The sequence below is a fragment of the Massilia forsythiae genome (assembly GCF_012849555.1).
GTDB lineage: Bacteria > Pseudomonadota > Gammaproteobacteria > Burkholderiales > Burkholderiaceae_D > Telluria > Telluria forsythiae.
Genome location: NZ_CP051685.1, coordinates 4,720,924 through 4,745,318, shown reverse-complemented (window position 1 = coordinate 4,745,318; position 24,395 = coordinate 4,720,924). Strand labels below are relative to the sequence as shown.

General features: G+C 65.8%; 18 protein-coding genes and 1 pseudogene. 6 read left to right on the top strand and 13 right to left on the bottom strand.

Features of this window, described 5'->3' with window-relative positions:
- Window positions 1–35: 35 nt before the first annotated feature.
- Window positions 36–689, top strand: coding sequence for a M949_RS01915 family surface polysaccharide biosynthesis protein (locus HH212_RS19975; protein ID WP_170204102.1), 654 nt, complete (start codon window positions 36–38; stop codon window positions 687–689).
- A gap of 41 nt (window positions 690–730) precedes the next feature.
- The gene (locus HH212_RS19970) at window positions 731–1,201 is read left to right on the top strand and encodes a hypothetical protein (RefSeq protein ID WP_170204101.1); all 471 of its coding nucleotides are present in this window, start codon (window positions 731–733) and stop codon (window positions 1,199–1,201) included.
- A gap of 224 nt (window positions 1,202–1,425) precedes the next feature.
- Here the strand turns inward: HH212_RS19970 and HH212_RS27435 are convergent.
- The 7 genes and pseudogenes from HH212_RS27435 to HH212_RS19940 form a co-directional block, all read right to left on the bottom strand.
- A pseudogene (locus HH212_RS27435) lies at window positions 1,426–1,545 on the bottom strand (IS3 family transposase); the annotation flags it as partial.
- Between the two features lie 29 nt (window positions 1,546–1,574).
- Window positions 1,575–2,576, bottom strand: coding sequence for a T6SS immunity protein Tli4 family protein (locus HH212_RS19965; RefSeq protein ID WP_170204100.1), 1,002 nt, complete (start codon window positions 2,574–2,576; stop codon window positions 1,575–1,577).
- Complete coding sequence (locus HH212_RS19960; RefSeq protein ID WP_170204099.1) at window positions 2,573–4,303, bottom strand: esterase/lipase family protein; 1,731 nt, start codon at window positions 4,301–4,303, stop codon at window positions 2,573–2,575. Before HH212_RS19960 ends, HH212_RS19965 begins: the two co-directional genes overlap by 4 nt.
- Before the next feature lie 19 nt (window positions 4,304–4,322).
- Window positions 4,323–7,358 (bottom strand): type VI secretion system Vgr family protein, encoded by a 3,036-nt coding sequence (locus HH212_RS19955; RefSeq protein WP_170204098.1) that lies wholly within the window; start codon window positions 7,356–7,358, stop codon window positions 4,323–4,325.
- A 93-nt stretch (window positions 7,359–7,451) separates the two neighbouring features.
- On the bottom strand, window positions 7,452–8,411 hold the full coding sequence (locus tag HH212_RS19950) for a chemotaxis protein (RefSeq protein ID WP_170204097.1): 960 nt from the start codon (window positions 8,409–8,411) through the stop codon (window positions 7,452–7,454).
- A gap of 175 nt (window positions 8,412–8,586) precedes the next feature.
- Window positions 8,587–11,640: a TonB-dependent receptor gene (locus HH212_RS19945; RefSeq protein ID WP_170204096.1), complete on the bottom strand. Its 3,054-nt coding sequence runs from the start codon at window positions 11,638–11,640 to the stop codon at window positions 8,587–8,589.
- Window positions 11,641–11,829: 189 nt separating this feature from the next.
- Complete coding sequence (locus HH212_RS19940) at window positions 11,830–12,315, bottom strand: Lrp/AsnC ligand binding domain-containing protein (protein ID WP_170204095.1); 486 nt, start codon at window positions 12,313–12,315, stop codon at window positions 11,830–11,832.
- A gap of 110 nt (window positions 12,316–12,425) precedes the next feature.
- Between HH212_RS19940 and HH212_RS19935 the strand changes: the two genes are divergently transcribed.
- Complete coding sequence (locus HH212_RS19935) at window positions 12,426–13,727, top strand: D-amino acid dehydrogenase (protein ID WP_170204094.1); 1,302 nt, start codon at window positions 12,426–12,428, stop codon at window positions 13,725–13,727.
- 14 nt (window positions 13,728–13,741) lie between these two features.
- Window positions 13,742–14,881: an alanine racemase gene (alr, locus tag HH212_RS19930; RefSeq protein WP_170204093.1), complete on the top strand. Its 1,140-nt coding sequence runs from the start codon at window positions 13,742–13,744 to the stop codon at window positions 14,879–14,881.
- A 4-nt stretch (window positions 14,882–14,885) separates the two neighbouring features.
- On the opposite strand, the gene HH212_RS19925 is transcribed toward alr, so the two are convergent.
- From HH212_RS19925 to HH212_RS19915, 3 genes are all read right to left on the bottom strand, one after another.
- Window positions 14,886–15,638 carry an immunoglobulin-like domain-containing protein gene (locus tag HH212_RS19925; protein ID WP_170204092.1) on the bottom strand — a complete coding sequence of 251 codons (753 nt, stop codon included), beginning with the start codon at window positions 15,636–15,638 and terminating at the stop codon, window positions 14,886–14,888.
- Between the two features lie 182 nt (window positions 15,639–15,820).
- The gene (locus HH212_RS19920) at window positions 15,821–16,597 is read right to left on the bottom strand and encodes an AAA family ATPase (RefSeq protein ID WP_170204091.1); all 777 of its coding nucleotides are present in this window, start codon (window positions 16,595–16,597) and stop codon (window positions 15,821–15,823) included.
- A gap of 58 nt (window positions 16,598–16,655) precedes the next feature.
- Window positions 16,656–17,708 carry an NAD(P)-dependent alcohol dehydrogenase gene (locus HH212_RS19915; RefSeq protein ID WP_170204090.1) on the bottom strand — a complete coding sequence of 351 codons (1,053 nt, stop codon included), beginning with the start codon at window positions 17,706–17,708 and terminating at the stop codon, window positions 16,656–16,658.
- Between the two features lie 142 nt (window positions 17,709–17,850).
- On the opposite strand from HH212_RS19915, the gene HH212_RS19910 reads away from it, so the two are divergent.
- Window positions 17,851–18,234, top strand: coding sequence for an antitoxin Xre-like helix-turn-helix domain-containing protein (locus tag HH212_RS19910; RefSeq protein WP_308633217.1), 384 nt, complete (start codon window positions 17,851–17,853; stop codon window positions 18,232–18,234).
- On the top strand, window positions 18,231–18,818 hold the full coding sequence (locus HH212_RS19905; RefSeq protein WP_170204088.1) for an RES family NAD+ phosphorylase: 588 nt from the start codon (window positions 18,231–18,233) through the stop codon (window positions 18,816–18,818). The genes HH212_RS19910 and HH212_RS19905 overlap by 4 nt, the downstream gene beginning before the upstream one ends.
- Before the next feature lie 9 nt (window positions 18,819–18,827).
- Here the strand turns inward: HH212_RS19905 and HH212_RS19900 are convergent, their stop codons facing one another.
- From HH212_RS19900 to HH212_RS19890, 3 genes are all read right to left on the bottom strand, one after another.
- Complete coding sequence (locus HH212_RS19900; protein WP_170204087.1) at window positions 18,828–19,979, bottom strand: efflux RND transporter periplasmic adaptor subunit; 1,152 nt, start codon at window positions 19,977–19,979, stop codon at window positions 18,828–18,830.
- Window positions 19,969–23,166: an efflux RND transporter permease subunit gene (locus HH212_RS19895; protein ID WP_170205569.1), complete on the bottom strand. Its 3,198-nt coding sequence runs from the start codon at window positions 23,164–23,166 to the stop codon at window positions 19,969–19,971. The genes HH212_RS19900 and HH212_RS19895 overlap by 11 nt, the downstream gene beginning before the upstream one ends.
- A 286-nt stretch (window positions 23,167–23,452) precedes the next feature.
- Window positions 23,453–24,391, bottom strand: coding sequence for an SEL1-like repeat protein (locus HH212_RS19890; RefSeq protein ID WP_170204086.1), 939 nt, complete (start codon window positions 24,389–24,391; stop codon window positions 23,453–23,455).
- Between the last annotated feature and the right edge of the window lie 4 nt (window positions 24,392–24,395).

Here is a 24,395-nt window from a genome sequence, read left to right as displayed (position 1 = left end):
CATGTGCCAGTAATGCGAGCGCAATAGGAAGCGGCATGCTCCGTCCTTCGCTTACCCTGGCCGGCGCCGCCCTGTCGACGGCGGCCCACGTCTGCTGCGCCGCCGCGCCCGCGATCCGGGCGGTGCCGGTCGACGCCGCATGGCTGGCGCAGCACCACATCTTATTCGCGGGGCGCCTGGTGCAGGCGCGCAGCATCGCCGACAAGGATGGCGAACATATACTGGTCCTGTCGCGCAAGGCCGGACCCTCTCCTTCGCAGCCACGCTCCGGCCGCATCGAACACATCGAACTGGCCGCGACACGCCACGGCCGCGCCGGCGCGGGCTGGAAGCAGGAGTGGACCGTGCGCGACGCCGTCGATTGTCCCGACCTCGATTCGGAAGCGGATTTCTACGCGCGTGCGGTCGCGGTCACCGACCTGAACGGCGACGGACGCGCCGAAGTGACGATCCCGTATCACCTGTTCTGCGGCGGCGGCATCGAGCCGTCCACGGTGAAGATCATCCTGCGCGAAGGCGCCACCAAGCTGGCGATCCGCGGCGAGTCGCTGGTGCGCCTGCCCGGCCAGGAACCGTTCGGCGGCGAACGCCGGTACGACCAGGCGCTGCTGCAGCCGCGCATGGCGGCCTACAAGCGGCATCTGGACGGCGTGTGGCAGGCGGTGGCGGTCGAACGCGCCCACCGGTGAAGGCCTCGGCGCCACTCCGATCGGCATGCTCGGCGGTGGCCGTGCTGGCGGTCCTCGGCCTGGTGCTTTTTTCAGGCAAATCCAGGAACCCTGGCGCTTCCAGCGACTTGGCGGCCCTGCGCGCAGTCGTGCAACTGCCGTCCGCGTTCACGGCCGGCCGATGGGAGATCTTCGGCACGCCCGAACACACCGGCGGCGCGCCGGGGCCGACCGACTACGTGACACTGGTGGCGGAGTTGCGGATCGCACCGGGCGACTGGCGCCGGCTCGAAGCAGCCGACGGCGGGAAGCCGTTCGTCGCGCCGGAAGCGGCGCGGATGTGGCTGTCGACGCCGTACAGGACGCTGCTGGCCAAACACAAGGGAGGCGAGTTCGAGCTGCAGTCGGCGCAGGACTGCCGCGCATGGTCGAGCAAGGTCGTCAAGAGCGGGCGCCAGGTCTCCGGTTTTACCTGCCTGAATGGCGACCATGCACTGGTATACCTGACCCTCATGGCGCCGGGGGCGTCGTGACCGGCGCCGGCTGGCGGCAATGCCCCCTGGGCGCAGGTCGTTCCTGTCCGGTGTTGGTACCGATAGAGCACGCTCGTCTCGTCAAAACCGCATCTCGCAAGTCTTGAACACGTTTTCCTCGACGTAGGCGTTGACGAGCGTACGCTCTTTCTTCAGCACGCGCAGGTTAGTGAAGTCATCCCGGATAATCCCCCATTTTTAGAGCACGCTAAAAGTAGAGGTTGAGAGGCAAGCGTCAGTTTATGTTTTGGCGTGATACCGCCGAGCGCCATGCTAGGCCGGCCGTGATTGTAGGTCCACAACCAGCCAGTGGCAAACCGTTGGATTTCGCCAGGCGTTTCGAACAGATGCGAGCAATGGTATCTCAACCGCTTTATTTCGCAACAGGCTGAATTGATCTTGTGATCTTATCCCACATTTGAAGCGCCTGTGCGTCGTTCAGAGAATTGGGTTGCTTCTTCCCACCCTTATCATACTGCCCGCTAACGAACTCGATATGGATGAACGGCTTGACGGTATCGGGATGAGAGCTGACAGTCTCGAGTGAAAACCCATATTCAAGTTCATCATCACGCTTGCCCATTTTTGCGGCACCGAGCCATTCCTGCATGTGCATATCTGAAATCATTATCTCGCCTTTCCGCAATACACGATGTTTCAAATCGAACACCTTCACCAGCGAATCTTCACTTGCCATGCGCGTCAGCAAGGCGTCATCTGAATCTCGCTTATATGTATCAACAGAAATGTCGACTCGCAGGTCAGGCCGACTCGTACTTCGGAATACGAATTCGGCGCTCTCGGTCTCATTGGCGCCTTTGATACAAACAGGTCCGATGCAGAAGTCATCCCCCGTGGCATCATCTACCTGGACAATTTTCGACACGAAGTGCAACAAAGATTTTTCAGCCTGTTCGAATTTTCCATGATACGAATTCGCTGTAATACGAATATAGGCTTCTCCAGCCAGACAATCGAGTTCGCTAATATATACGTCATCGACCTTCATTATTCTGAACAATATAGAGTGGCCGGGCTGGACCGAAGACATTTTCAAAGCATTTTCCACCTCAGTACCCGATTTGGACAATTTTGATTTTCTCTCAGCGACAGCAGCCATGAATTCCTGCACGTTCGTGTGTCCGGAAATAACCTCGATCCGCATTTTGGACTGCAGAGGATTTTCTTGCTTTGGCACAATTATCGTAGACGCTCCTTCATCAATAACGAATTCCTCTGGCAGATCTAGCATAAGTCTACCGATACGATGTTTTTTCATCGCGATTTTTTCCACTTGTCCCCCTTGGTGCTTGCTACAAGCTGAACATACGGACACCCATACAACAAAAAGAAGCATACGCTTGAACCAATTCACTTGAATTCCTTTGCAAGCGCGGCTATTTTTGTCAAACAATAGTGGCTTACGCATCTGGCTACTGGATCCTGGTATGCCGGCTCATGAGAAAATCCTTGTAGTCGAAATTGCTGGCGAACCGAATCCTTTCCTGTTGAGCGTGGAGAGGCACCGGATATACTCGGGACAGTTCCATCACCATTGCTATCTTGCTTCTCGCATATAATTTTCCAATGACTTGTTTCATACGACATCGGCGTCATGTAAGGTGGCGCTCCCACGGCGATGAATTCTTCTACCTTGTGACCACCTACGTAGATGGTCGATCCTCCTTCATCTCTGGTATCCCTGTAATCCAGAGAGACGGCATCGGCCGCCGTGACATGCTTTCCATCTTGTGGATCGATACCTTTTCTTAAGGTCCAAGTAACGTTTTTAAAACTAGCTTGAGCACCAATGCCTGCACCGTAAAACACATATGTGTTGAAGTGAAACTTCCCTGCCAATCGCTCGTGAAAGCGACGAGCCTGCTTGATGTTTCCCTCAAACTCTTCCCAGTCTATGGCTGTGCCGCTCTTGGGGTTGAGCCATTCGTTCTTTACCAAACCCCACCACTTGTTCTTGCATAAGTAGATTTCAGTATACGGATCGGACTTCGGCAGGCTGGCCAGAATCTTTCCGGTGTCATCCTTTATCTGCAACCAATTCGTGCCGTACTCGCTGGATGGCAGTAGTTGAAGTGCTCCAGGTGCTTGTGCAAATACTGCTGTGACTTCCGGGCCGCTCGGTCCAATAACAATCGATGCAGCATAGTCTTCATCGCGCATGCCACTTTTACACCGGCGATATGCGACCGCCGCTCCTACCGAGGGCATCACTCCGTGAAGGACACCAGCAACCTTGCCAGCGACGCCCGGCCGTTCGACACAAGCACGTGCCACCAGTCCACCCATCGAATGGGTTACCAAGATAACTTGCTGGCACTTGAACAAACCGTGATTATTTTCCAAAATAATTTTATCGATACGCTCTTCGAGACGCTCTGCTCCTGCAGTATTCGAATCCAGCCAATTATATCCACAAGCATATACCGGAAATCTCCATTTCGCACGTTTCAGCAATTCTTCCGACATGATCGGAGCAGTAAAATGGCCATTTTCCGCATGAGGTGGAAGGCCAACCATCTGCATAACAATTCCTGGGTGAAGTCTTTTCTCCGGTGACGGATCGCCCGGCTTCGGCACTGCACTCATCGCCGTATAAAAAAAGTCGTCCCAGTCGGCTGGATTGGAGCTATGGCCATTCAGCTTCTGCTCCAGCCACAGTAGGAAAGAATGATAGCTTGTTTCTGCAATCTCGCCCCAACCGCGTTCTCGGTAAATAGTCTCGTTTGCAATGGAACCGACACCGTCCGACGGGACGTCTCCACCCTCAAACACCTTCGTTCGCGACGGATGTAACGTTTTTTGGCGGACACCCGCGCCTTTCCGTGCCCAATACCACGCAAGTCTAATTGGCACCCCTTTTGTGCTGTTTAACAGCCACACGGGTTGATTTTTAAGAGAACATAAGTTCGACCCCATGATGCCAGGTACGAAAACTATTGGTAGGCTCTGAACAGGCGGCAAAATCAGCTTTACCGGGTTCGATATACTGGTGTCGGTTAAAGTCCAGGAAAATGTCGGCGTTCCATTCTCACCTGGACGTGCAAGTTGGTTTCTAACTTTATCTTTGGGTACGTAAGCCATAGGTTCGCTGTCAACGCCTTCAATTATCCAGATAGGGGGGCCTGCCCAGAATCCGTATATCCAGCCGCTCAGGCCTCATTCCGTGCTGCAGTGGGATCATCCCCTCACCATCCGTCACGCCAGCAATCTTCCCGCCATCTTCCTTAAGAATTTCATAGCGCATATTCGCGATCGGATCGCCGACCGGATCGACCAACTGGAACTTCTCATCGAAATTCAGCACGCCGCGCGGCAACGTCGGCATGTCAGCACCGATGCTGGCCGGACCGGTAAAGCTCTTCTTGCCCGCGTGGATTGTGATCTTCCCGGGACATTGAACGGTGATATTGCCGTCATCGATCGTGATATTCGCGCCGCCGGCCGTGGACAGCGAGATGCGCTTCGCCGCCGCCCACTCCACCGCTGCCTGCGCGCTGACGATCGCCACGTCGTCGCGCGCCTGCACGTCCAGCACGTCGGCCTGGGCCTGGACATCGATGGCGTCGCGCGCCGCGATCGCCTGGATGCCGATGCCGTTCTCGCCCGGCGCGACCGCCCCGCCGAGCACGCCGATCGCCTGGATCGCCTGGGTGCGCAGCTGCCCGCCGCCGACGAACTGGCTGTCGCCGCCGCTCATCAGCGCCACCGCCTCGCCGCTGACGAGTTGCACGTCCGTCTGCGCGGTGACGGCCAGCCCGGCCCTGGCGCTGATGGCGACGACCGGATCGGTCGGGTGCGGCAGCTTGCCGGCGCCGGGCGCGGTGTCCTTGGCGGCGGCGTCGGCGCGCGCCGCCTCCAGCCCGGCGTCGCCGACCATGCCGGACACCGCCTTCAGCAGGGCCGGCAGCGGCGCCGCGTCCGGGTCGATCGTGCTGGCGTTCGGCTTCGCCGCGCCCTGGTGCACCGCCAGCCCCACCGTGCGGTGCGTGCTGGCCGCCTTGTCGAAGGTCTCGGCCAGCTTGACGGCCTGCTTGAGCAGCGCGATGCCGGCCGGGTTGTCGCCTGCCGGCTCGCGCGCCGTGGCCGCGTGGGCAATGCCGTAACTGGACACCAGCAGGCCGGCGCCGGCGCGCACGGCGCCGTGGGCGTCGGTGCGCAGTTCGGCGCCCTGGCCACGCAGGCTGCCGCGGTAGTTGTCGGCGGCGTGCACCAGGTGGCCCAGGGTCAGCTCGGTGAGCGCATGGGTCGAGCGCAGCTGCACGCGGCCTTGCGCGTCGGTGTCGTCGAACAGCAGCTGGTTGTAGCCTTGCCCGCCGAATTCCTTGCTGCGCACGCCCCACTGCGCGGCCGGGTTGCGGTGGCCGCCGCTGTCGGCCGAGGCGCCGTGCCACAGCGGGCCGTTGCCGCCTGCCAGGTTGCCCTGGCCCGACGGCATGTGGTCGGCGGCGGCGCCGAACAGCGCGGCCGGGTCGGCGTCCGCTCCGGCCGCGCCACCCGGCGTCGGCGCCGATCCGCCTTCGCCCTGGCCGTTGTACAGGGCGCCGACGACCAGCGGGCGGTCGATGTCGTTCTCGATGAACTGCACCAGCACTTCCTGGCCGATGCGCGGCAGGAACTGGCTGCCCATGCCGCCGCCGGCGGCGCGCTGCGCCACCCGCACCCAGCACGAGGCATTGCCCTCGTCCTGCCAGTGGAAGCGGATACGCACGCGGCCCAGCGCGTCGCAATACAGTTCGTCGGCGCCGCCAGGCTGGTCCTGGCCATCGGCGCCGATGACGATCGCGCTCTGGGCGCCGAAGACGGTCGGCTTCGGGTGGCTGCGGCCGTCGCTGCCGGGCAACATCGGGCGCCACACCACGTCCGCCGGCACCGCTTCGAACAGGTTGGCGTAGCCGGACTCGCGCGCCTGGGCGATCGCCAGCGGCAGCTCGTCGGATGCGCAGGCGCGCCTGTCCGGCGCCTCTTGCAGCCTATCGCGCAGGGTTTCCTCCAGCAGTTCAGGGATCGGCCCGAACAGCTCCGCCAATCCCTGCTGCGCCGCCACCGGCAGGTTGTTGACGCCGATGCTGGTCACCTCCAAGACCGTGTACGCCGGCGCCGTGCCGGCGCCGAACGCCGCCAGCGGCCCCTGGGTCACGCCGATGCGGGTGCCGGCCGCCAGCGTGCGCACGGTCGAGCGGCCCTGCCACACGTCGGCCGGCGCCTCGCGCGCTTCCATGCGCACGCGTGCGTGATGCGCGGCTTCGGCGGCATTGGTCTCGCTGTACTGGCCGGATGTATCGTAGCTTTCCAGTAACGGCAGGTTGGGCGCCCGGCGCCGCGCCGCCACGCCGGCGCCCACCGACTTCTTGGCCTTGTAGTCGTAGCTCAGCAGCGTGGTCATGCCGGACACTAGGCGGCGGCGCGCATGCAGGGCCTGAATGGTGTCGCGCCGTTCGCCGGCGCGCGCGCCGTGGAAGCGGATGCCGCCGCCGGCGGCGCTGCTCGCATCCTCGGGAATCGCCTCGACGCGGGTGCTGTCGGCGAACAGCACCATGCGATGTCCATCCTCCACCTGTTCGAAACGCCAGGCGATGCCTTCTTCGGTCAGCAAGCGCAGGATGAAGTCGTAATCGGATTCGCGGTACTGGCAGCAATAGCTGCGCGCCGCCACGGCGGACAGGAAGCCGTCGACTTCGCCGCTCCAGCGCCACTGCGCCAGCGGCGCAAACGCGGCCAGCACCTCGTCGACGATGTCCGTGACGCGCTTGTCTTGCCATACGCGGCTGTTGCGCGTCTGCGTGAGGCGCCACAGCCATGGGGTCAGGCGCAGGCGATAGCGGGCGAAGCCGCCTTCGCTCCCCAGCAGCGCGGCGCGGGTGACGTCGCCGCTGAAGCGGGTGCGGGTGCCGTCGGCCAGGCTGATTTCCAGGGTCGCCTGGCGGCCGAGCAGGGGCGCCAGCTCGAGGTGGGCATCGGTCGACAACGCGATGACGTCGCGGGCGCCGAGTCCGTGCACGACATCGTCGGCGGCAAAGGCTTCGACCAGCAGATCGGGCGCATCCTCGTCCCCGGAAAACCTCAGCTCGAGCAGGCGCGTGACAGCGCTGAACTGGACAAGCGACGTGGCGATCTGGGCGAGCAATGCCTGGGACATGGCGGACCGGGTGGCGAATGTTGTCGTGACTATATCACGAGCCGTCCAGCCCGCCGCGCCATGGTGGCGCGGCATCTTCCGATCCGCCGCGCTTCAGCCGCGCAGCAGCGTGCGCAGCGTGCGCGACAGTTCCTCGGCCGAGAACTTGGCCACGTAGGCGTCGGCGCGCACGTTCTTGACGTGTTCCTCGTTGGTGGTGCCCGACAGCGACGAGTGGATCACCACCGGCAGGCTGCCGAAACGGTTGCTCGACTTGATGTTGCGGGTCAGCGTGAAGCCGTCCATTTCCGGCATCTCGAGGTCGGTCAGCACCAGTGCGATGCGGTCGTACACGGTCTTGCCCTCGCGCTCGGCGGTGGCGGCGATCACCTGCAGCTGGTCCCAGGCTTCCTTGCCGCTCTTGGTCATCACGTACGGCAGGCCCATCGCGTCCAGGCCCTGCTCGATCAGGCTGCGCGCCACCACCGAGTCGTCGGCGGCCAGGATCACCGAGCCGGGTTTCAGGGCGATCTTGGCGCCCACCGCCTGGGCGATGTTTTCCGTGCCCTCGTCCGGGTTCAGGGTGCGCAGGATGGTCTCTACGTCCAGCACCTGGGCCAGGCGCGGCGGGTGGCCGTCCTGCGCTTCCAGGCGCGCGATGCTGGTCACCATGCCGCTGGCGGCGCTGCGCTCGGCCGACATCACCTGCGTCCAGTCCAGGCGCACGATCTCTTCCACGCTCTCGACCGCGAAGGCTTGCGTGGTGCGCGCGAATTCCGTCACCAGCATGATGTTCAGGCCGGTCACCGGCTTGACGCCGGCAATACCCGGCAGGTCGAGCACCTGGATGATCTGGCCGCGCAGGTTGACCACGCCGAGCACGTGCTCGGGCGCGCCGGCCACCTTGGTGATCGTCGGCATGGCGACGATCTCGCGGATCTTGAAGACGTTGATACCGAACAGTTCGCTGTGTTCGCCCTTGTCGTCGCCGCCGAGGCGGAACAGCAGGAGCTCGAATTTGTTGGTGCCGGTGAGGTTGCTGCGTTCGTCGACTTCTTGCTGTACCGATTTCATGTGTCTTCCCGAGAAAATATGATTCTTTTGGGAAATTCTAGTCGTGAATACGGGCACTGTGTAAGCCTTACGGCAAATCTGTCAGTTTTTCTGCGGTTTCGTTTAAAAAAAGCGACAGCGCAGGCGCGGCGCATGCGGACCGGGCCGGTCCGCATGCGCTCGCTCACCGCCCTGTTCAGAAAAACGAATACCCGAGACGGATACTGTAGCGCGGCCCGGTCACGAACCAGGCGCGGCCCTTGTCGCCGATGTGCTGGGTCATCAGCTGGCGGTACTTGGCATCGGTGAGGTTCTGCGCCTGCAAGTCGATCTTGATGCGCTCGTTGACGCTGTACGACACGCCGCCGTCGAGCTGGCCGTACGCGTCCGCCCACAGCGGCAAGCCCCAGGCCACGTTGTGCTGGCCGGCGGTGGCGCTGGCCGGATTGGTGTCGGTGCCGTCCGAGCCGCGCGTGCCGTTGCTGGTGGTGCTCATGAAGTTCTTCGAGCGCCAGCTCCAGGCCAGGCGCGCCGACCACGGGCCGCGGTCGTACAGCAGCGTGAAGTTGTAGGTGTTCTTCGACAGGTAGGGCAGCGGCAGGTCGCCGAACGAACGGCCGTCGATGTCGCAGCCGTTCATGTTCAGGTTGACGTTGTCCAGGCCGGTGCTGCCGCCCGAGCAGTAGGCCGAATACACCGGCGTGTACAGCTTGCGGCGGCTGTCCACGTAGGTGTAGTTGGCCTGCACGCCGAGGCCGCGCAGCCAGCCCGGCAAGCCGTCGTAGTACTGCTGGTAGCCGACCTCGAATCCTTTCACCGTGCCGCGCGCGCCGTTCACCGGCGAGGTGACGATGAAGTCCTGCTGCTTGCCGGTCGTGTCGGGCAACCGGTAGATCGTGCTTTGGTCGATGATGACGTCGTTCAGGCGCTTGCCGAATACCGCCAGCGTGAGCGAGCCGGCCTGGGCGAAATACCATTCCGCGGTCAGGTCGAGCTGGCGCGAGGTGATGGGTTTCAGCAGCGGGTTGCCGGACGCCGTGCCGGTGCGGCTGACGTTGGTGATGTTGAGCACCTGGGTGGCGTCGTTGAGCTGACCGCTCACGTCCTGGCTGAGCGTGGTGTAGGCCTGCAGCTGGGAAAAGTCGGGACGCGACATCGAGGTGCCGTAGGCCAGGCGGAACTGCAGCGTGTCGCTGGCCTTCAGGCGCAGGTTCAGGCTGGGCAGCAGGTTGTGGTAGCCGTTTTCATAGTCGAGCGCGCGCGCGAAGGCCGGGATGGTCGGGAACGGCACGCCGGTGTAGCGGTAATTGGCCGGCAGGTTCGGCGTGGTCGGGGTGAACGACAGGTAGCCGCGCGAATGCGAATCCGTCTTCACGTAGCGCACGCCGAGGTTGCCGTCGACCGGCCAGCGCCAGTCGTCGACGCCGAAGCGCAGCTGCGTATAGAAGGCCTTGGTGCGTTCCGACTGGTCGTTGGTGCCGGACGGATTGTCGCCGCCGAAGGTGGCCGCCTTCCACGGCGTGCAGCCGCCGCCGCCCTGCGCCGCCAGGCGCTCGGCGCACAGGATGTCGTGGAACTTGTGCAGCGCCTCGTAGGTGGATGGATAGCCGCTGGCCAGCGACAAATCGGGGAACACGATGGCCGGCACCGACACCTTACCGTTGAAGAAATTCGGGAAGGCGTTGACCACCGCCGCGCCGGCGAAGCGCGGGTCGCCCAGGTAGGCCGGTTTCAGGATGTCCCAGCCGACCTGCCACGGCTGCGTGATGGCGGTCCAGTTGTAGCTCGGGTCCGAGTTGCGCGTCAGCGCGCTGCGCTCGGTCAGGCGCACGCCGAAGCGGACGTCGCGCAGCAGCGGGTGGTCGAACGCATATTTGACGTCGCCCTTCCACGCCTTTTCGATGGCGCTGCTGCTGTCCAGGTGCTCCATGGTCGAGCCCCAGTAATAATTCGCGGGATTGGCCAGGTAAGCCTTGTCGGCGGCGTCGAACACCAGTTGCGGCAGGTCGGCGCGCAGGTCGAGGCGCTCGCGCGGCATCAGCACGCCCAGGCCGACGGTGGAATCGAAGCCGTTGGTCACCGCTTTCACCCGCTGGAGGTCGGAGGTGAGGGTCCAGTCGGACGCCGGCTTCCACTCGACGTTCCAGGCGATATCCGTGGTGCTGGAGCGGCGCGTGGCGGCGCGCGCGGCGTCGCCGAACGGAATGCCGTTGTTGACCGGGTCGGTCAGGGTGCCGGTCAGCAGCGCGCCGTTCCTGTCGTAGGTGGCGTCGGTCACGCGGATGTCGTACGGGCTGGAGGACGCAAAGAATGCCTGCTCGCCCCAGTTCATGCGGTACTTCGACTTGAAGTACGTGAGGTGGCTGCGCAGGTTGTTGTCCAGCTTCCACTGCAGCGCGGCGTAGGCGCCCTGGCGCTTGCGGTCGAAGTCCAGCGTGCGCCACTGTGCGCCCTTGGGTATCCAGACCGTCTTGCCGGACACCACGTCCGAACGCGGATAGTAGGGCTCGACCTGGAAGGCGTCGGTGCGGGTGCCGCTCTCGCTCGAGGCCAGGTCGACCAGCACGCCCCACTCGCCCAGCGGCGTCTTCCAGCGGTTGGAAAACATGATGGAGCCGGACGGATCGGGCTTGCCCTTCTTGAGCGTGGAGTGCATCGCTTCCACCGACAGTGCCGCGTGCGCGCCCTTGAAGTCGAAGGGCAGCGCGGTACGCAGGTTGATCAGGCCGGAAATGCCGCCCTCGATCTGTTCCGCCGACGGGTTCTTGTAGACGTCCACGCCGGCCATCAGCTCGGGCGGCACGTCCTCGAAGTTGAGGGAGCGGCCGCCGTTGGCGGAGAACGAGTCGCGGCCATTCAGTTCCGAGCGCACGTAGGTCAGGCCGCGCACCGTCACGCCCGAGCCCTCGACCGAAAAGTGTTCCGGGTCGCCGCGCGACATTTGCCGGTCGATGGTGATGCCGGGGATGCGCTGCAGCACCTCGGTCACCGAGCGGTCCGGCAGCTTGCCGATGTCGGCGGCGACGATCGAGTCGACCACCTCGTCGGCATTCTTCTTGAGCTGCTGGGCCGATTGCAGCGCGGCGCGCTGGCCGCTGACCACCACCACGCTGGCGCCGGCAGCCGGCGCGCCGGGCTGGCCGGCTTGGTCCTGGGTGGTTTGCGGGTCCGCCTGAGCCGCGGCGGTGGTGGTGCAGGCGAGCAGCTGCGCCACGCCGAGGGCGATGGCGGTCTTGCGGGTCGTTCTCATGTTGTCTCCACGGTGCCGAAATTGTTTTTCGATCGGATTGATTGCCGATCCAATTTATAACCGTGGATTAACGAGTGTCAATACAGCTTTTTATGCATTCGCTAAACGCTGGCGCTGTTCATCGCAACACGCTAAACAAGGGCCGAAAACACGTCTGGGCACAGGAAAACGTCGCAATGGCGCCACTGGTCAGCGCATCACCGACAACGCCAGCGTTTCCTTCACCTCTTCCATCACCACGTAGCTCTTCGACTGCCCGCCGTCCGCCACGTGCAGGATCTCGCCGAGCAGACGGCGGTATTCCGTCATCTCGGGAATGCGCGCCTTGATCAGGTAGTCGAAATCGCCCGACACCAGGTGGCACTCCATCACTTCCGGAATCGCCAGCATCGCGCGGCGGAAGCGCTCGAAGGCCTTTTCCGATTTCTGGTGCAGCGTGATCTCGACGAACACCAGGATCTGCAGCCCGAGCGCCTGCGGCGCGATGCGCGCGTGGTAGCCGGCGATCACGCCGTCGCGCTCCATGCGCTTGACCCGCTCGATGCAGGGCGTGAGCGACAAGCCCACCTTTTCCGCCATGTCCTTCATGACGATGCGGCCGTCGTCCTGCAGGATGGACAGGATGTGCAGGTCGATCCGGTCGAGTACGCGGCTCGACGCCTTTTGAACGCGCATGATTTTTCACTGAAAAGTCGAATAACAACCGAAACAATTATCGCTCCACTGGCGCTACCATGGCAATCTTTACCAATCCCGTCGTATTTTCAGGAAGATCAGGAACAGCTATGCGAGCAACGCGCGTTTTGGTGCTGGGCAGCGGCGTGGTGGGCGTCACCACCGCCTATTATCTGGCGCGGGCCGGCCATGAGGTCACCGTGATCGACCGCCAGCCCGGTCCGGCGCTGGAGACCAGTTTCGCCAACGCCGGCCAGATCTCGCCGGGCTATGCTTCGCCGTGGGCGGCGCCGGGCATCCCGCTGAAGGCCTTCAAGTGGCTGTTCCAGCGCCATGCGCCGCTGGCGATCCGCCCGGACGGCAGCCTGTTCCAGCTGCAGTGGATGTGGGAGATGTACCGCAACTGTTCCGCCGACCGCTACGCCGTCAACAAGGAACGCATGGTGCGCCTGGCCGAATACAGCCGCGATTGCATCCGCCGGCTGCGCCAGGAAACCGGCATCGGCTACGAGGGCCGCCAGCAGGGCACGCTGCAGCTGTTCCGCACGCGCCAGCAGTTCGACGGTGCCGCCAAGGACATCGAGGTGCTGAAGGAGGCCGGCGTGCCGTTCGAGCTGCTCGCCAGCGAACAGCTGGCGCGCGCCGAACCGGCCCTGGCCCACGTGCGCGACAAGCTGGTCGGCGGCCTGCGCCTGCCCAACGACGAGACCGGCGACTGCCAGCTGTTCACCAGCCGCCTGGCGCAGATGGCGCGGGAACTCGGGGTGCGCTTCGAGTTCGACACCACGATCCGCAAGCTCGACCTGCGCGGCGGCGAAGTGGTCGGGGTGCAGACCGACAAGGGCACCTTCAGCGCCGACCGCTACGTGCTGGCGCTGGGCAGCCATTCGCGCCTGCTGCTGCGCGACCAGTTCAAGGTGCCCGTGTATCCGTTGAAAGGCTACTCGATCACGGTGCCGATCGTCGACGCCGCGCGCGCGCCGGTGTCGACCATCCTCGACGAGACCTACAAGATCGCCGTGACGCGCTTCGACGACCGCATCCGCGTGGGTGGCATGGCCGAGATCGCGGGCTACAGCAAGGCATTGAATCCGGCCCGCCGCGAGACGCTGGAACTGGTGGTGAACGATCTGTTCCCGGGCGCCGGCGACGTGGCGCAAGCGAAGTTCTGGACCGGCCTGCGTCCGATGACGCCGGACAGCACCCCGATCGTCGGCGCCACGCCGCTGCGCAACCTGTTCCTGAATACCGGCCACGGCACGCTCGGCTGGACCATGGCCTGCGGCTCGGCCAGCGTGATCGCCGACCTGGTGGGCGGCAGGTTGCCGGCGATTCCGGCCGACGACCTGGCCGTGTTCCGTTACGCCGGCGACCGGGGCGCGCACGCCCGCCCTGCCCTGGCCAGGGTGTGACTTCGCACTCGACGATGGGCGATCGCATCGACGATGCCGGCGCGCCGGACCTGGCGGCCGCCGCGCGCGCCGGCGCGCTGCTGACGGTCGACCTGGGCGCAATCCGCGCCAACTACCGCCTGCTGCGCGCACGCGCCGGCGGCGCCGAGGTGGCCGGCGTCCTCAAGGCGGACGCCTACGGCCTGGGCATGGCGCAGGTGGCGCCGGCCCTGGTGCGCGAAGGCTGCCGCACCTTCTTCACCGCGCACCTGGACGAAGCCCTGCGCCTGCGGCCGCTGGTGCCGGCCGCCAGCGCCATCTATGTCCTGCACGGCCCGATGCCCGGCACCGCGCCGGATTTCCTGGCGCACGGCCTGGTGCCGGTGCTGAACGATGCGGGCCAGGCGCGCGAGTGGCGCACGCTGGCCGCCACGCTCGGGCGCCGCCTGCCGGCCGCGATCCAGGTCGACAGCGGCATGTCGCGCATGGGCATGTCCGGTGCCGACCTGGCCGCCCTCGGCGAGCCGGCCGAATGGCTGCAGGCATTCGAACCGCGCTTGCTGATGAGCCATCTGGCCTGCGCCGACCTGCCGGACCACCCGCTCAACGCGCTCCAGCACGCGCGCTTCGAGGCCTTGCGCGCGCGCTTTCCCGCCATGCCGGCCAGCCTGGCGAACTCCTCGGCCGTGTTCCTGGGACCATCCTGGCACTACGAGCTGGTGCGGCCGGGCGCGGCCCTGTACGGCATCAACCCGCAGCCGGGCGCGATGAATCCGCTGCGCCAGGCGGTGTCGCTGCAGGCACGCATCGTGCAGGTGCGCACCGTGCAGGCCGGCGACGCGGTCGGCTACGGCGCGCGCTGGGTGGCCGACGGCACGCGCCGCATCGCCACCCTGTCGATCGGCTATGCGGACGGCTGGCTGCGCGCGCTGACCAACCGCGGCTTCGCCTTCATCGAGGGCATGCGCGTGCCGGTCGCCGGCACGGTGTCGATGGACAGCATCACGCTGGACGTGACCGGCGTGCCGGAAGCCTTGCTGATGGCGGGCCGGCCGGTCGAGCTGCTGGGCCCGCACCAGCAGGTGGATGCGGTCGCGCAGCAGGCGGGCACCATCGGCTACGAGGTGCTGACCCGGCTGGGCGGGCGCTTTTACCGGCGCTACCTGGATAATTGACCCGTCAGCGCACGCAACTGACGTAGGCGCCGAGGGTATCCAGCCGCTGCGCCGTCGACGCTATCCGCTCCCCCGTCGACGCTGCATCGAGCGCCACGACGACATGGCTGGACGCCTGCCCCGTGGTGCCCGGCGTGGACGTCCAGGTATTCCCGAGCGCCCACTTGTGGCCGGCGAATGCCCCGGAAACGTACAAGTCCGACAGTTCCGCCTGGGTCGGCAGGCGCCATCCACCCACGCTGTCGATCACCGAGCCGGTAAAGAAATCGCGCGCATTGGTCCAGGTATCGGCATCGGTGACGCCGCGCCAGGTCAAGCCGGTGGACAAGACCGTAACCGTATCCCCGGACGAGCCAGGCGCGATGCACTGGTTCCTGGCCTGGTCCAGCTTGGCCGGGCTGACGCAGGCCGGAACCGCCTGGCAGCTGCCGTTCACGCGCGCCTGGCCGGCGGGGCACGCCACGGGAGTCAGGGTCACGGTCAGCGTGGTCGACTTGGCGGTCGGCCCGTAGCTGCCGATGCGCTCCTGGGACGCGGTGATGGTGCTGGTGCCGACGCCCTTGATGGTGACGGTGGCGCCGTCAATGGTCGCCACCGCCGCGTTGCTGCTGGTGTAGGTAAAGGCGGCAGGGCTGCGCGAACCGGGTGCGGTGAGGGTGAACGGCTGGTCGGTCGCGATTTTCTCGATCGCCGGGAAATCGCCCAGCGGCGGCCCTTCGCCGGTACTGCACGCCGCCGCCAGGCAAGATACGGCCAACCACGCCGCCAACCACCCTGCAAGATGCTTCATGATGATCCTTCACGAATTCGACAGGCACCGGATGCGCCGACGCCACCGCCATCCCGGCGGCACGCACATCGATCCGCCGGTCCAGAACATGCCAGTTTAACAAAATTTAACTTTTGAAAAGACGCGCTTTGTCACGCACATGAATGGAACTAGGAAGACTGCGTGCCGTCGTCGGCTTCGCTACGGTCGAACAGCACGTCGAGCATGCGCTGCGGATGCGCCAGGAAGCTGCGCGTCACTTGCACGTGCTCGGTGTCCTCGTAGGCAACGCGCTCGACGCCGCCCGCCCCGCACTGGTAAATCAGGGCGCCGGGGTAGGCCATCAGGATCGGCGAGTGGGTGGCGATGATGAACTGGGAATCGTCGAGGATCAGGTCGTGCATGCGCGACAGCAGCGCCAGCTGGCGCTGCGGCGACAACGCCGCCTCCGGCTCGTCCAGCAGGTACAGGCCCTTGCCGCCGAAGCGCCGGTCGACCAGCGCCATGAACGATTCGCCGTGCGACTGTTCGTGCAGCGAACGGCCGCCATAGGAATCGATGATCGGCGGGCCGCCCGGGCCCTCGTCGAGTTTCTCGATCTCGGTGCCGACGTTGAAGAAGCTTTCCGCGCGCAGGAAGTAGCCGTCGCGCGGCGTGCGGATGCCGCGCGCCACGCGCAGGTATCGGTGCAGGATCGAGTGGGAGTGGCGCGTGCCGAAGCGGAAGTTCTTCGAGCCGCCTTCGGCGTTGAAGCCGAGCGAGACGGCGATCGCTTCCAGCAGCGTCGACTTGCCGGAACCGTTTTCGCCGATGACGAAGGTGATGCGGGGATGCAGGTCGAGGTGCCGCAGCGGACGGATCGCCGGAAGCGAGAACGGGTAGTGATCGAAGGACGGCACCCGCTCGCGCAACAGCGTGACGCGGCTGACGTATTGCGAAGTGAACATGCTGCCGGCTCCTGTCGGTAACGCCCGGCGCGGGCGCCCCGACAGGATAGCGCAAGCCTTACAGCGTCGCCATGTCGATCACGAAGCGGTACTTGACGTCGCTCTTCTGCATGCGCTCGAAGGCGGTTTCGATGTCCTGCATGGCGATCGGCTCGATGTCGGCGGTGATGCCGTGCTCGGCGCAGAAATCCAGCATTTCCTGGGTCTCGGCGATGCCGCCGATCAGAGAACCCGCCAGGTGGCGGCGCTTGAAGATCAGGTTGGCGACGCTCGGCGACGGGTGCGGATTCTCCGGCACGCCGACCATGGTCATGGTGCCTTCGCGCTTCAGCAGGGTCAAAAAGGCATCCAGGTTGTGCGGCGCCGCGACCGTGTTGAGGATGAAGTCGAAGCTGCTGGCGTGCGCGGCCATCTCTTCCGGATTGCGCGAGACCACGAGCTCGTCGGCGCCCAGCGCGCGCGCATCGGCGATCTTCGATGGCGAGGTGGTGAACGCCACCACGTGCGCACCCAGCGCATGCGCCAGCTTGATGCCCATGTGGCCCAGGCCGCCGATGCCGACCACGCCAACCTTCTTGCCGGGACCCGCGTTCCAATGGCGCAGCGGCGACCAGGTGGTGATGCCGGCGCACAGCAGCGGCGCCACCGCGGCCAGGTCGCCGGCCTGGTGCGAGATCTTGAGGACGAAATGCTGGTCGACCGTCACGCCGGCCGAGTAGCCGCCGTAGCTGTTGTCGCCGCTGCCGTCGAGCCAGCCGTTGTAGGTCTGCTTGAAGCCGTGCGGGCCTTCGCAATACTGTTCCAGGTCTTCTTCGCAGGGGTGGCAGTGGCGGCAGCTGTCGACCATGCAGCCGACGCCGACGATGTCGCCGACCTCGTGCTTGGTGACGCCGGCGCCGACCGCGCTGACGCGGCCGACGATCTCGTGGCCCGGCACCAGCGGATAGCGCATGCCCGGCCACTCGCCGCGCGCGGCGTGCAGGTCGGAGTGGCAGACGCCGCAATGCAGGATGTCGATGGCGACGTCGTTGTCGCCGACTTCACGGCGCGGGACGGTGGTGGGCGCGAGCGCGCTCGTCGCGGACTGGGCCGCGTAGGCTTTGATTTCCATGTTGGATTCTCTTGCTGATGGTGATGGAACCGGACGGCGCCGGCTGCCGATGCAGGCCGCGCCGTTCCGAACGGTCGATGCCGCGCGCGCCGGATGAAGCCGCGCACGCCGGCCCGGCCAGTCTAGCAGATGCCGCACGAGCTTGCCGGACGCGCCCCGGAACCCGCCAGCGGCGGCGGTCGGCCGGCTGTCGGTCCGCATGGGGATGAGCAAGGACAGCCTGCTGTCGAGTCTCGGTTTGTCGCGTGCGACGATCAGCCGCAAGGAACGGGATGCCGCCGTGCTGTCCAGGGACGAATCGGAACGGGTGCTGGGTGTGGAAGCCTTGATCGGCCTGGTGCAGACGATGGTCGAGCAGTCGGGCGACCCGGCCGGCTTCGATGCGGCGCGCTGGGGGTCGGACTGGCTTGCCAGGCCGCTTCCCGCACTCGGGGGCCAGACGCCGGCAAGCTACATGGATACGTTCGAAGGGCAAAAGCTGGTCGCGGACTTGCTGGCGACGAGCCAGAGCGGAGCGTACGCGTGACCGTCGCGGCCTGGCGCATCGCCGTCGAGGCGCCATCGTATGCAGCCGACGATTTGACGGGCACGGGTGCGAAGATCACCGGCGGACGCTGGAACAGCAAGGGCACGCCGGTCCTGTACTGTGCCGAAAACATCGCGCTGGCGACCCTGGAAACCGTCCACACCCTCCGCAGCGGCGGCCTGCCGTTCAATCGCTACCTCGTGCGTGTCGACATTCCCGATCCGGTCTGGGCCGAGCGCCGCGTGCTCGACCCGCTGCCCGGCGCATGGGATGCCATTCCGGCGGGGATGGGCGCGCGGCTTGCGACGATCGGACTCTGCTGGGTAGCCGCGATCATATCGTACGCGCGCCGGCATCCCGGCCAGACGGGTGGTTCGGACGCATTCCTGATGATGGGCGTCCTGTTCTTCGGCTATGTGCTGGCGCTGGTGGTGAGCGGCGCGAGCTCGGCGTGGTCGGCCGTGCTGGTGCGGCGCCATGCCGGCGTGCACGCCCCTGTCGCCAGGATCGTCAGGTGGCTCGTATGCATCGTCCTGCTGGTGCCGCTGCTGTTGTACATCGGCGCCAGCCTGCGGCTTTTCTGATCCGCACCCTCACCCCGCCTTGCGCCCCGCTGGCGCCGCCTGCGCCACCCGCACCAAATCCCCTTCGGCGATGCCGTCCGGCGGACTGTCGATGATGCGGTCGGCGCGCCCCACCCCGCCGCCCAGCTCCACCGCGTTGCCCATGTCGCGCCCGATGCGCACCTGCCTGATGCGCACCCGGTTGCCGGCGTCCAGCGTGGCCACGCGCACGCCGTCCTTGCCGAGGATGAGCGCGCCCGGCGGCACGGTCACCACGTCGGCCGGCGCCGCCACGTCGAAGCGCACGTTGGCGAAGGCGCCGGGCAGCAGTTCGCCCTTGGGGTTGTCGACCGCCAGCTGCACCAGCATGGTCCCGGAACCGGCGCTGATCGCCTGGGACTGCGACTGCACCGTCGCGGCCCAGGTCCGGCCGGGACGTTCCGGCACGCTGACCTCGGCCCTGGTGCCGGGCTTCACCAACGCCACCTGGCGCTGCGGCACCTGCACGTACACGCGCAGGCGGCGCAGGTCGGACACCACGAACAGCTCGCTGCCGGCGGCGCCGCCTACGCTCACCAAGGCGCCGACGTCGGTATTGCGCGCGGTGACCACGCCGTCGAACGGCGCCGTCAGCGCCGTATAGCGCTTCAATGCCTGCTGGCGCTCGACGCTGGCCTGCAGCGCCTGCACGCTCGACTGGCGCGACATGAAATCGTTCTGCTTCTCATCGGCTTCCTGGCGCGAGACGGCGTTCTGCGCCACCAGGTTCTGCCAGCGCTTGGCGGTGCCCTCGGCCAGGGTGAGGCCGGTGCGCGCCACCGCCAGCTGGGCCTGCGCGCCCTTCAGGTCCTGGTCCAGGTCCGGGGTATCGATGCGCGCCAGCACCTGGCCGGCCTTGACCGGGGCGCCGATATCGACGTTCCAGCCCGCTAGGTAGCCGCTGACGCGGGCGTAGATCGGGGCGCGCGCCCAGGCTTCGATGCGCGCCGGCAGTTCCAGGCCGCTGGACGGGGCATCCTGCATCGCCACCAGGCTGACCGTCGGCACCGAACGCTCGGCCGCGCCTTCCTTCAGTTGTCGGCCCTGGCTGTGGCGCGAGTACAGGCCGCCGGCGACCACGCCGCCGGCGAGCAGGATGGCGATGGCGCCGAGCAGCAGCGGACGCGAGGATTTAGTTGGCATGGATCGGTACTCCGGATTGGGGTGGAACGCCGGTGCCCGCGGCATGGCGCTTGGCGCGGCCGTGGACCAGGCTGAAGACGACGGGGACGAACACCAGCGTCGCGAAGGTCGAGAACACCAGGCCGCCGATCACGGCGCGGCCGAGCGGCGCGTTCTGCTCGCCGCCCTCGCCCAGGCCGAGCGCCATCGGCAGCATGCCGATGATCATGGCCAGCGCCGTCATCAGGACCGGGCGGAAGCGCACGAAGCCGGCTTCCAGCGCCGCGGCGGCGGAATCGCCCAGTTCGAGCAGGCGCTCGCGCGCAAAGCTGATCACCAGCACGCTGTTGGCGGTGGCCACGCCCATGCACATGATGGCGCCGGTCAGCGCCGGCACCGACAGCGTGGTGTGGGTGGCGAACAGCATCCAGACGATGCCGGCCAGCGCCGCCGGCAGCGCCGCCACGATCACGGCCGGATCTAGCCAGGACTGGAAGTTCACCACGATCAGCAGGTAGATCAGGCCGACCGCGCCCAGGAGGCCGAACAGCAGGCCGGAAAAGGCGCGCTCCATGGTGCGCACCTGGCCCAGCATCTCGACGGTGGCGCCTTTCGGCGCCTGGGCACGGGTATCGGCCAGTACCTTACGAATCTCGGCGGCCACGCTGCCCAGGTCGCGGTCTTGCGTGGTGGCGTGGATCTGCACCATCGGCGCCACGTCGTACTGGCTGACCAGCGCGCTGCCGTTGGTGCGCTGGAAGCGCGCGATGGCGCCCAGCGTGGCGGCGTTGGCCGTGCTGCCGTTGCCCACCGGGAGTTCGCCCAGCGCCGACAGCGAATCGAGCTGGTGCTGCGGGGTCTGCATCACGATCGGGTAGGTCACGCCGCTGGCCGGGTTGAGCCAGTAGGTCGGCGCCACCTGGCTGCTGCCGGCCAGGTTGACCACCATGCTGTTGGTGACGTCGCGCGTCGACAGGCCCAGCAGGCCGGCCTGGGTGCGGTCGATGTCGACGTTGAACACCGGCGAACGGTTCGATTGCTGGATGCGGGCGTCGGCCACGCCGGGAATCGCGCGGATGCGCTTCAGGAGCAGCTGGGCGTAGCGGTAGTCGCCGTCCAGGTCGCGTCCGCGCACCTGCACGTCGATCGGCGCCGGCGAGCCGAAGTTCAGGATCTGGCTGACGATGTCGGCCGGCGGGAACGAGAAGGTCGTGTCCGGGAATTGGCGCGGGAGCGCCTCGCGCAGCCTGCGCACGTATTCCGCGGTCGGCGCGTGTTCCTCGCCCAGGGCGATCTGGAAATCGCCGTCCTGCGAACCCATGGTGCCGGTGTTGTTGTAGGTGACGTTGATGCTCGAGGACGGCATGCCGATGTTGTCGACCATGGTGACGATCTCGCGCGCCGGGATCACGCCGCGGATCGCCTTTTCGATGGCGGCGAAGCGCGCCGCCGTCTCTTCGATGCGGGTGCCGACCGGCACGCGCGCATGGATCAGCACCTGGCCGGAATCGACCGCGGGGAAGAAGTTACTGCCCAGGAAAGGCACCAGCAGGAACGACAGCGCCACCACGGCCGCGAACGCCGGCAGGAACAGCTTGCGCCCGGCGATCGCGCGCTCCAGCATGCCATGGTAGCGCCCGCGGATGCGCTCGAAGCGCGCCTCGAAGCCGCGCTGGAAGCGCTGCAGCGGATTGGTGGGGACGGCGTGGTGTTCCTCGACGGGCGAGTGGGCGCGCAGCAGCCAGTTGGCCATGGTCGGCACCAGCGTGCGCGACAGGATGAACGAGCACACCAGCGCGAACACCACCGCTTTCGCCATCGGCACGAACAGGAAGCCGGCCACGCCTTCGAGGAAGAACATCGGGATGAACACGATGCAGATGCACAGCAGCGAGACCAGCGCCGGCGCCACGATCTGCTGGGCGCCGTCGAGGATGGCCGGCTCCACCGCCTTGCCCTGCTCCAGGTGCCAGTTGATGTTCTCGATGGTGACGGTGGCGTCGTCGACCAGGATGCCGACCGCCAGCGCCAGCCCGCCCAGCGTCATCAGGTTGAGCGTCTCGCCGGTCGCGGCCAGCGCGATGATGGAACCGAGGATCGACAGCGGGATCGACACCGCGATGATCACGGTGGAGCGCCAGCTGCCCAGGAACAGCAGGATCATCACGCTGGTCAGCAGCGCGGCGATCGCGCCTTCCAGCGCCACGCCCTTGATGGCGGCGCGCACGAACACCGACTGGTCGTTGATCGGCACCACTTTCAGCGCCTCCGGCAGGCCGGCCTGCATCGCCGCCAGGCGCGCGCGCACGCCGTCGACGATCGCCAGCGTGGAGGCGGAACCGTTCTTCAGTACCGACATCAGCACCGAGCGGCCGCCGTCGACGTGCACCACGTTGGTCTGCGGCGCATTGCCGTCGTGGACGTCGGCGACGTCGCGCATGTACACGGTGGCGCCATTCACGAACTTGATCGGCAAACGGCCCAGCTCCTCGATGGCCGCGGGCGCGTTGTTCAGCTGGATCGTGTATTCCAGGCTGCCGATCTTCTGCGTGCCGACCGGCGTCAGCACGTTCTGCGCCGCCAGCGCGTTGGCGATGTCCTGCGCCGACAGGCCGCGCGCCGCCAGCGCCTCCGGCTTGACGTCGATCTGCACCTGCCGCTGCTTGCCGCCGTACGGCAGCGGGATCGCCGCGCCCGGCACCGTCACCAGCGGCGTGCGCAGCGTGTTCAAGCCGAGGTCGAACAGCTGCTGCTCGGACAGGCCCTTGCCCGACAGCGCCAGCTGCAGGATCGGCACGGTGGCGGCGTTGTAGTTGAGGATCAGCGGCGGCGTGATCCCGGCCGGCATCTGGCGCACCGCCGACTGCGCGATCGCCGTCACCTGGGCGTTGGCCACGGCGATGTCGACGCCCGGCTGGAAGAAAATCTTGATGACGCTGATGCCGGCGTAGGTGTTGGCCTCGATGTGCTCGATGTCGTTGACGGTGGTGGTCAGGCTGCGCTGGAACAGCGTCGAGATGCGCCCGGCCATCTGGTCCGACGGCAGGCCGGTGTACTGCCAGGCCACTGCGATCACCGGCATGCGGATCTCGGGGAAGATGTCGGTCGGCGTGCGCAGCGCCGCCAGCGGCCCGATGATGAGCAGCACCAGCGCCAGCACGACGAAAGTATAGGGACGGCGCAGCGCGACGCGGACCAGGTTCAGCAGCATGGTTGGTTTTCCAAAAACGGGGTGGAAAATTGCGCGATCTTCCCGTAATTACAATGATCTGCGCTCAAGCGAACGCGCGAACCCGGTAATATGCGCGAAAAATGCGCTGCTGGCTAGATGGTTTGATGCGTAAAACGGGGGAATTCTGCAGTGTGAATACGCAGGTTGCCCTATGGCGGGGGGCAATGTAACGACACTTGTGGCATGGTGTGGGGCAGATGTCATGCTTGTAAGGGCAAGGGTGCGATGCGCTGCCAAGCGTCCGCCCTCGCTGGCGGACGTCCTACCTGGTTTTTTTCCCTGCATCGCCCGGTTCGTCCTTGTCCTGCTTGAAACGCATGGGCAGCTCTACCTCGTACGATGTGTCCTTGCTGAAAACCGGCGCTGGCGGCATTCGTACACTTGCCGCTGCCTGCTGCAATGCCTGGTCGAAGGCGGGATCCTTGGACGGCGATGCGACGCGGACCCAGAGCGGTGCATGCTCGCCGCGCCGGAATGCAAAGCGCAAGATCACTTCGTAGGGAAAGTCCTTGAACGACGAGGTGGCGCCCGTTCTTTCACCGACGTCTGCCACCCGAGTGCCGAGGAGGGAACGCCAACGCGATTGCTCCAGCTTCGCTTCGCTGTCCGTCATGACAGCACGCGCCGACTGGATGCGATCCAGTTCCAGCCAACCCTGCTCGTTCCAGCGGCGCGCAGCGCGGCGGTAGTAGTCGACGGCTTCGCGCTCGCTCGGGGCGCGGCCCAAGCCGTGTTCCGCCATGCGTCCCAGCGCCACCAGACTGCCGGCATCGTTGTTCGCAGCCGCCTGGCTGTACTGGTCCCAAGCCTGCGCATACGACACCGGTGCGCCGACACCCTGCTCGGCCATCCGTCCCAGCGCTGCGTGCCCCATGGGGTCCAGCGGCGCGGCGCGCTCGTACAGCGTCCTGGCTTGTGCAGCATCTTTCGGCACGCCCTGCCCACGCTCGCTCCAGCGTCCGAGCAGGATCAGGCAGGCAGGTTCGTTCGCCATCGCGCCGTCCTGCACGAACGCCAGGTCCTTGGCGTCGCGCGGGCCGGATTCGTCGGCGCGTTTCAAGTCACTGCATACCGTCATGTTGCGGATGCTGCGCCCGCGCTCCAGCAATTTCTGCAATCCTTGGTCGCCTGTCGGCTGCGCCGCGGCGGCGTCGAGCATGCCGGCCGAAGCGGCGACGACCAATATGGCTTCCTTGAACATCCAG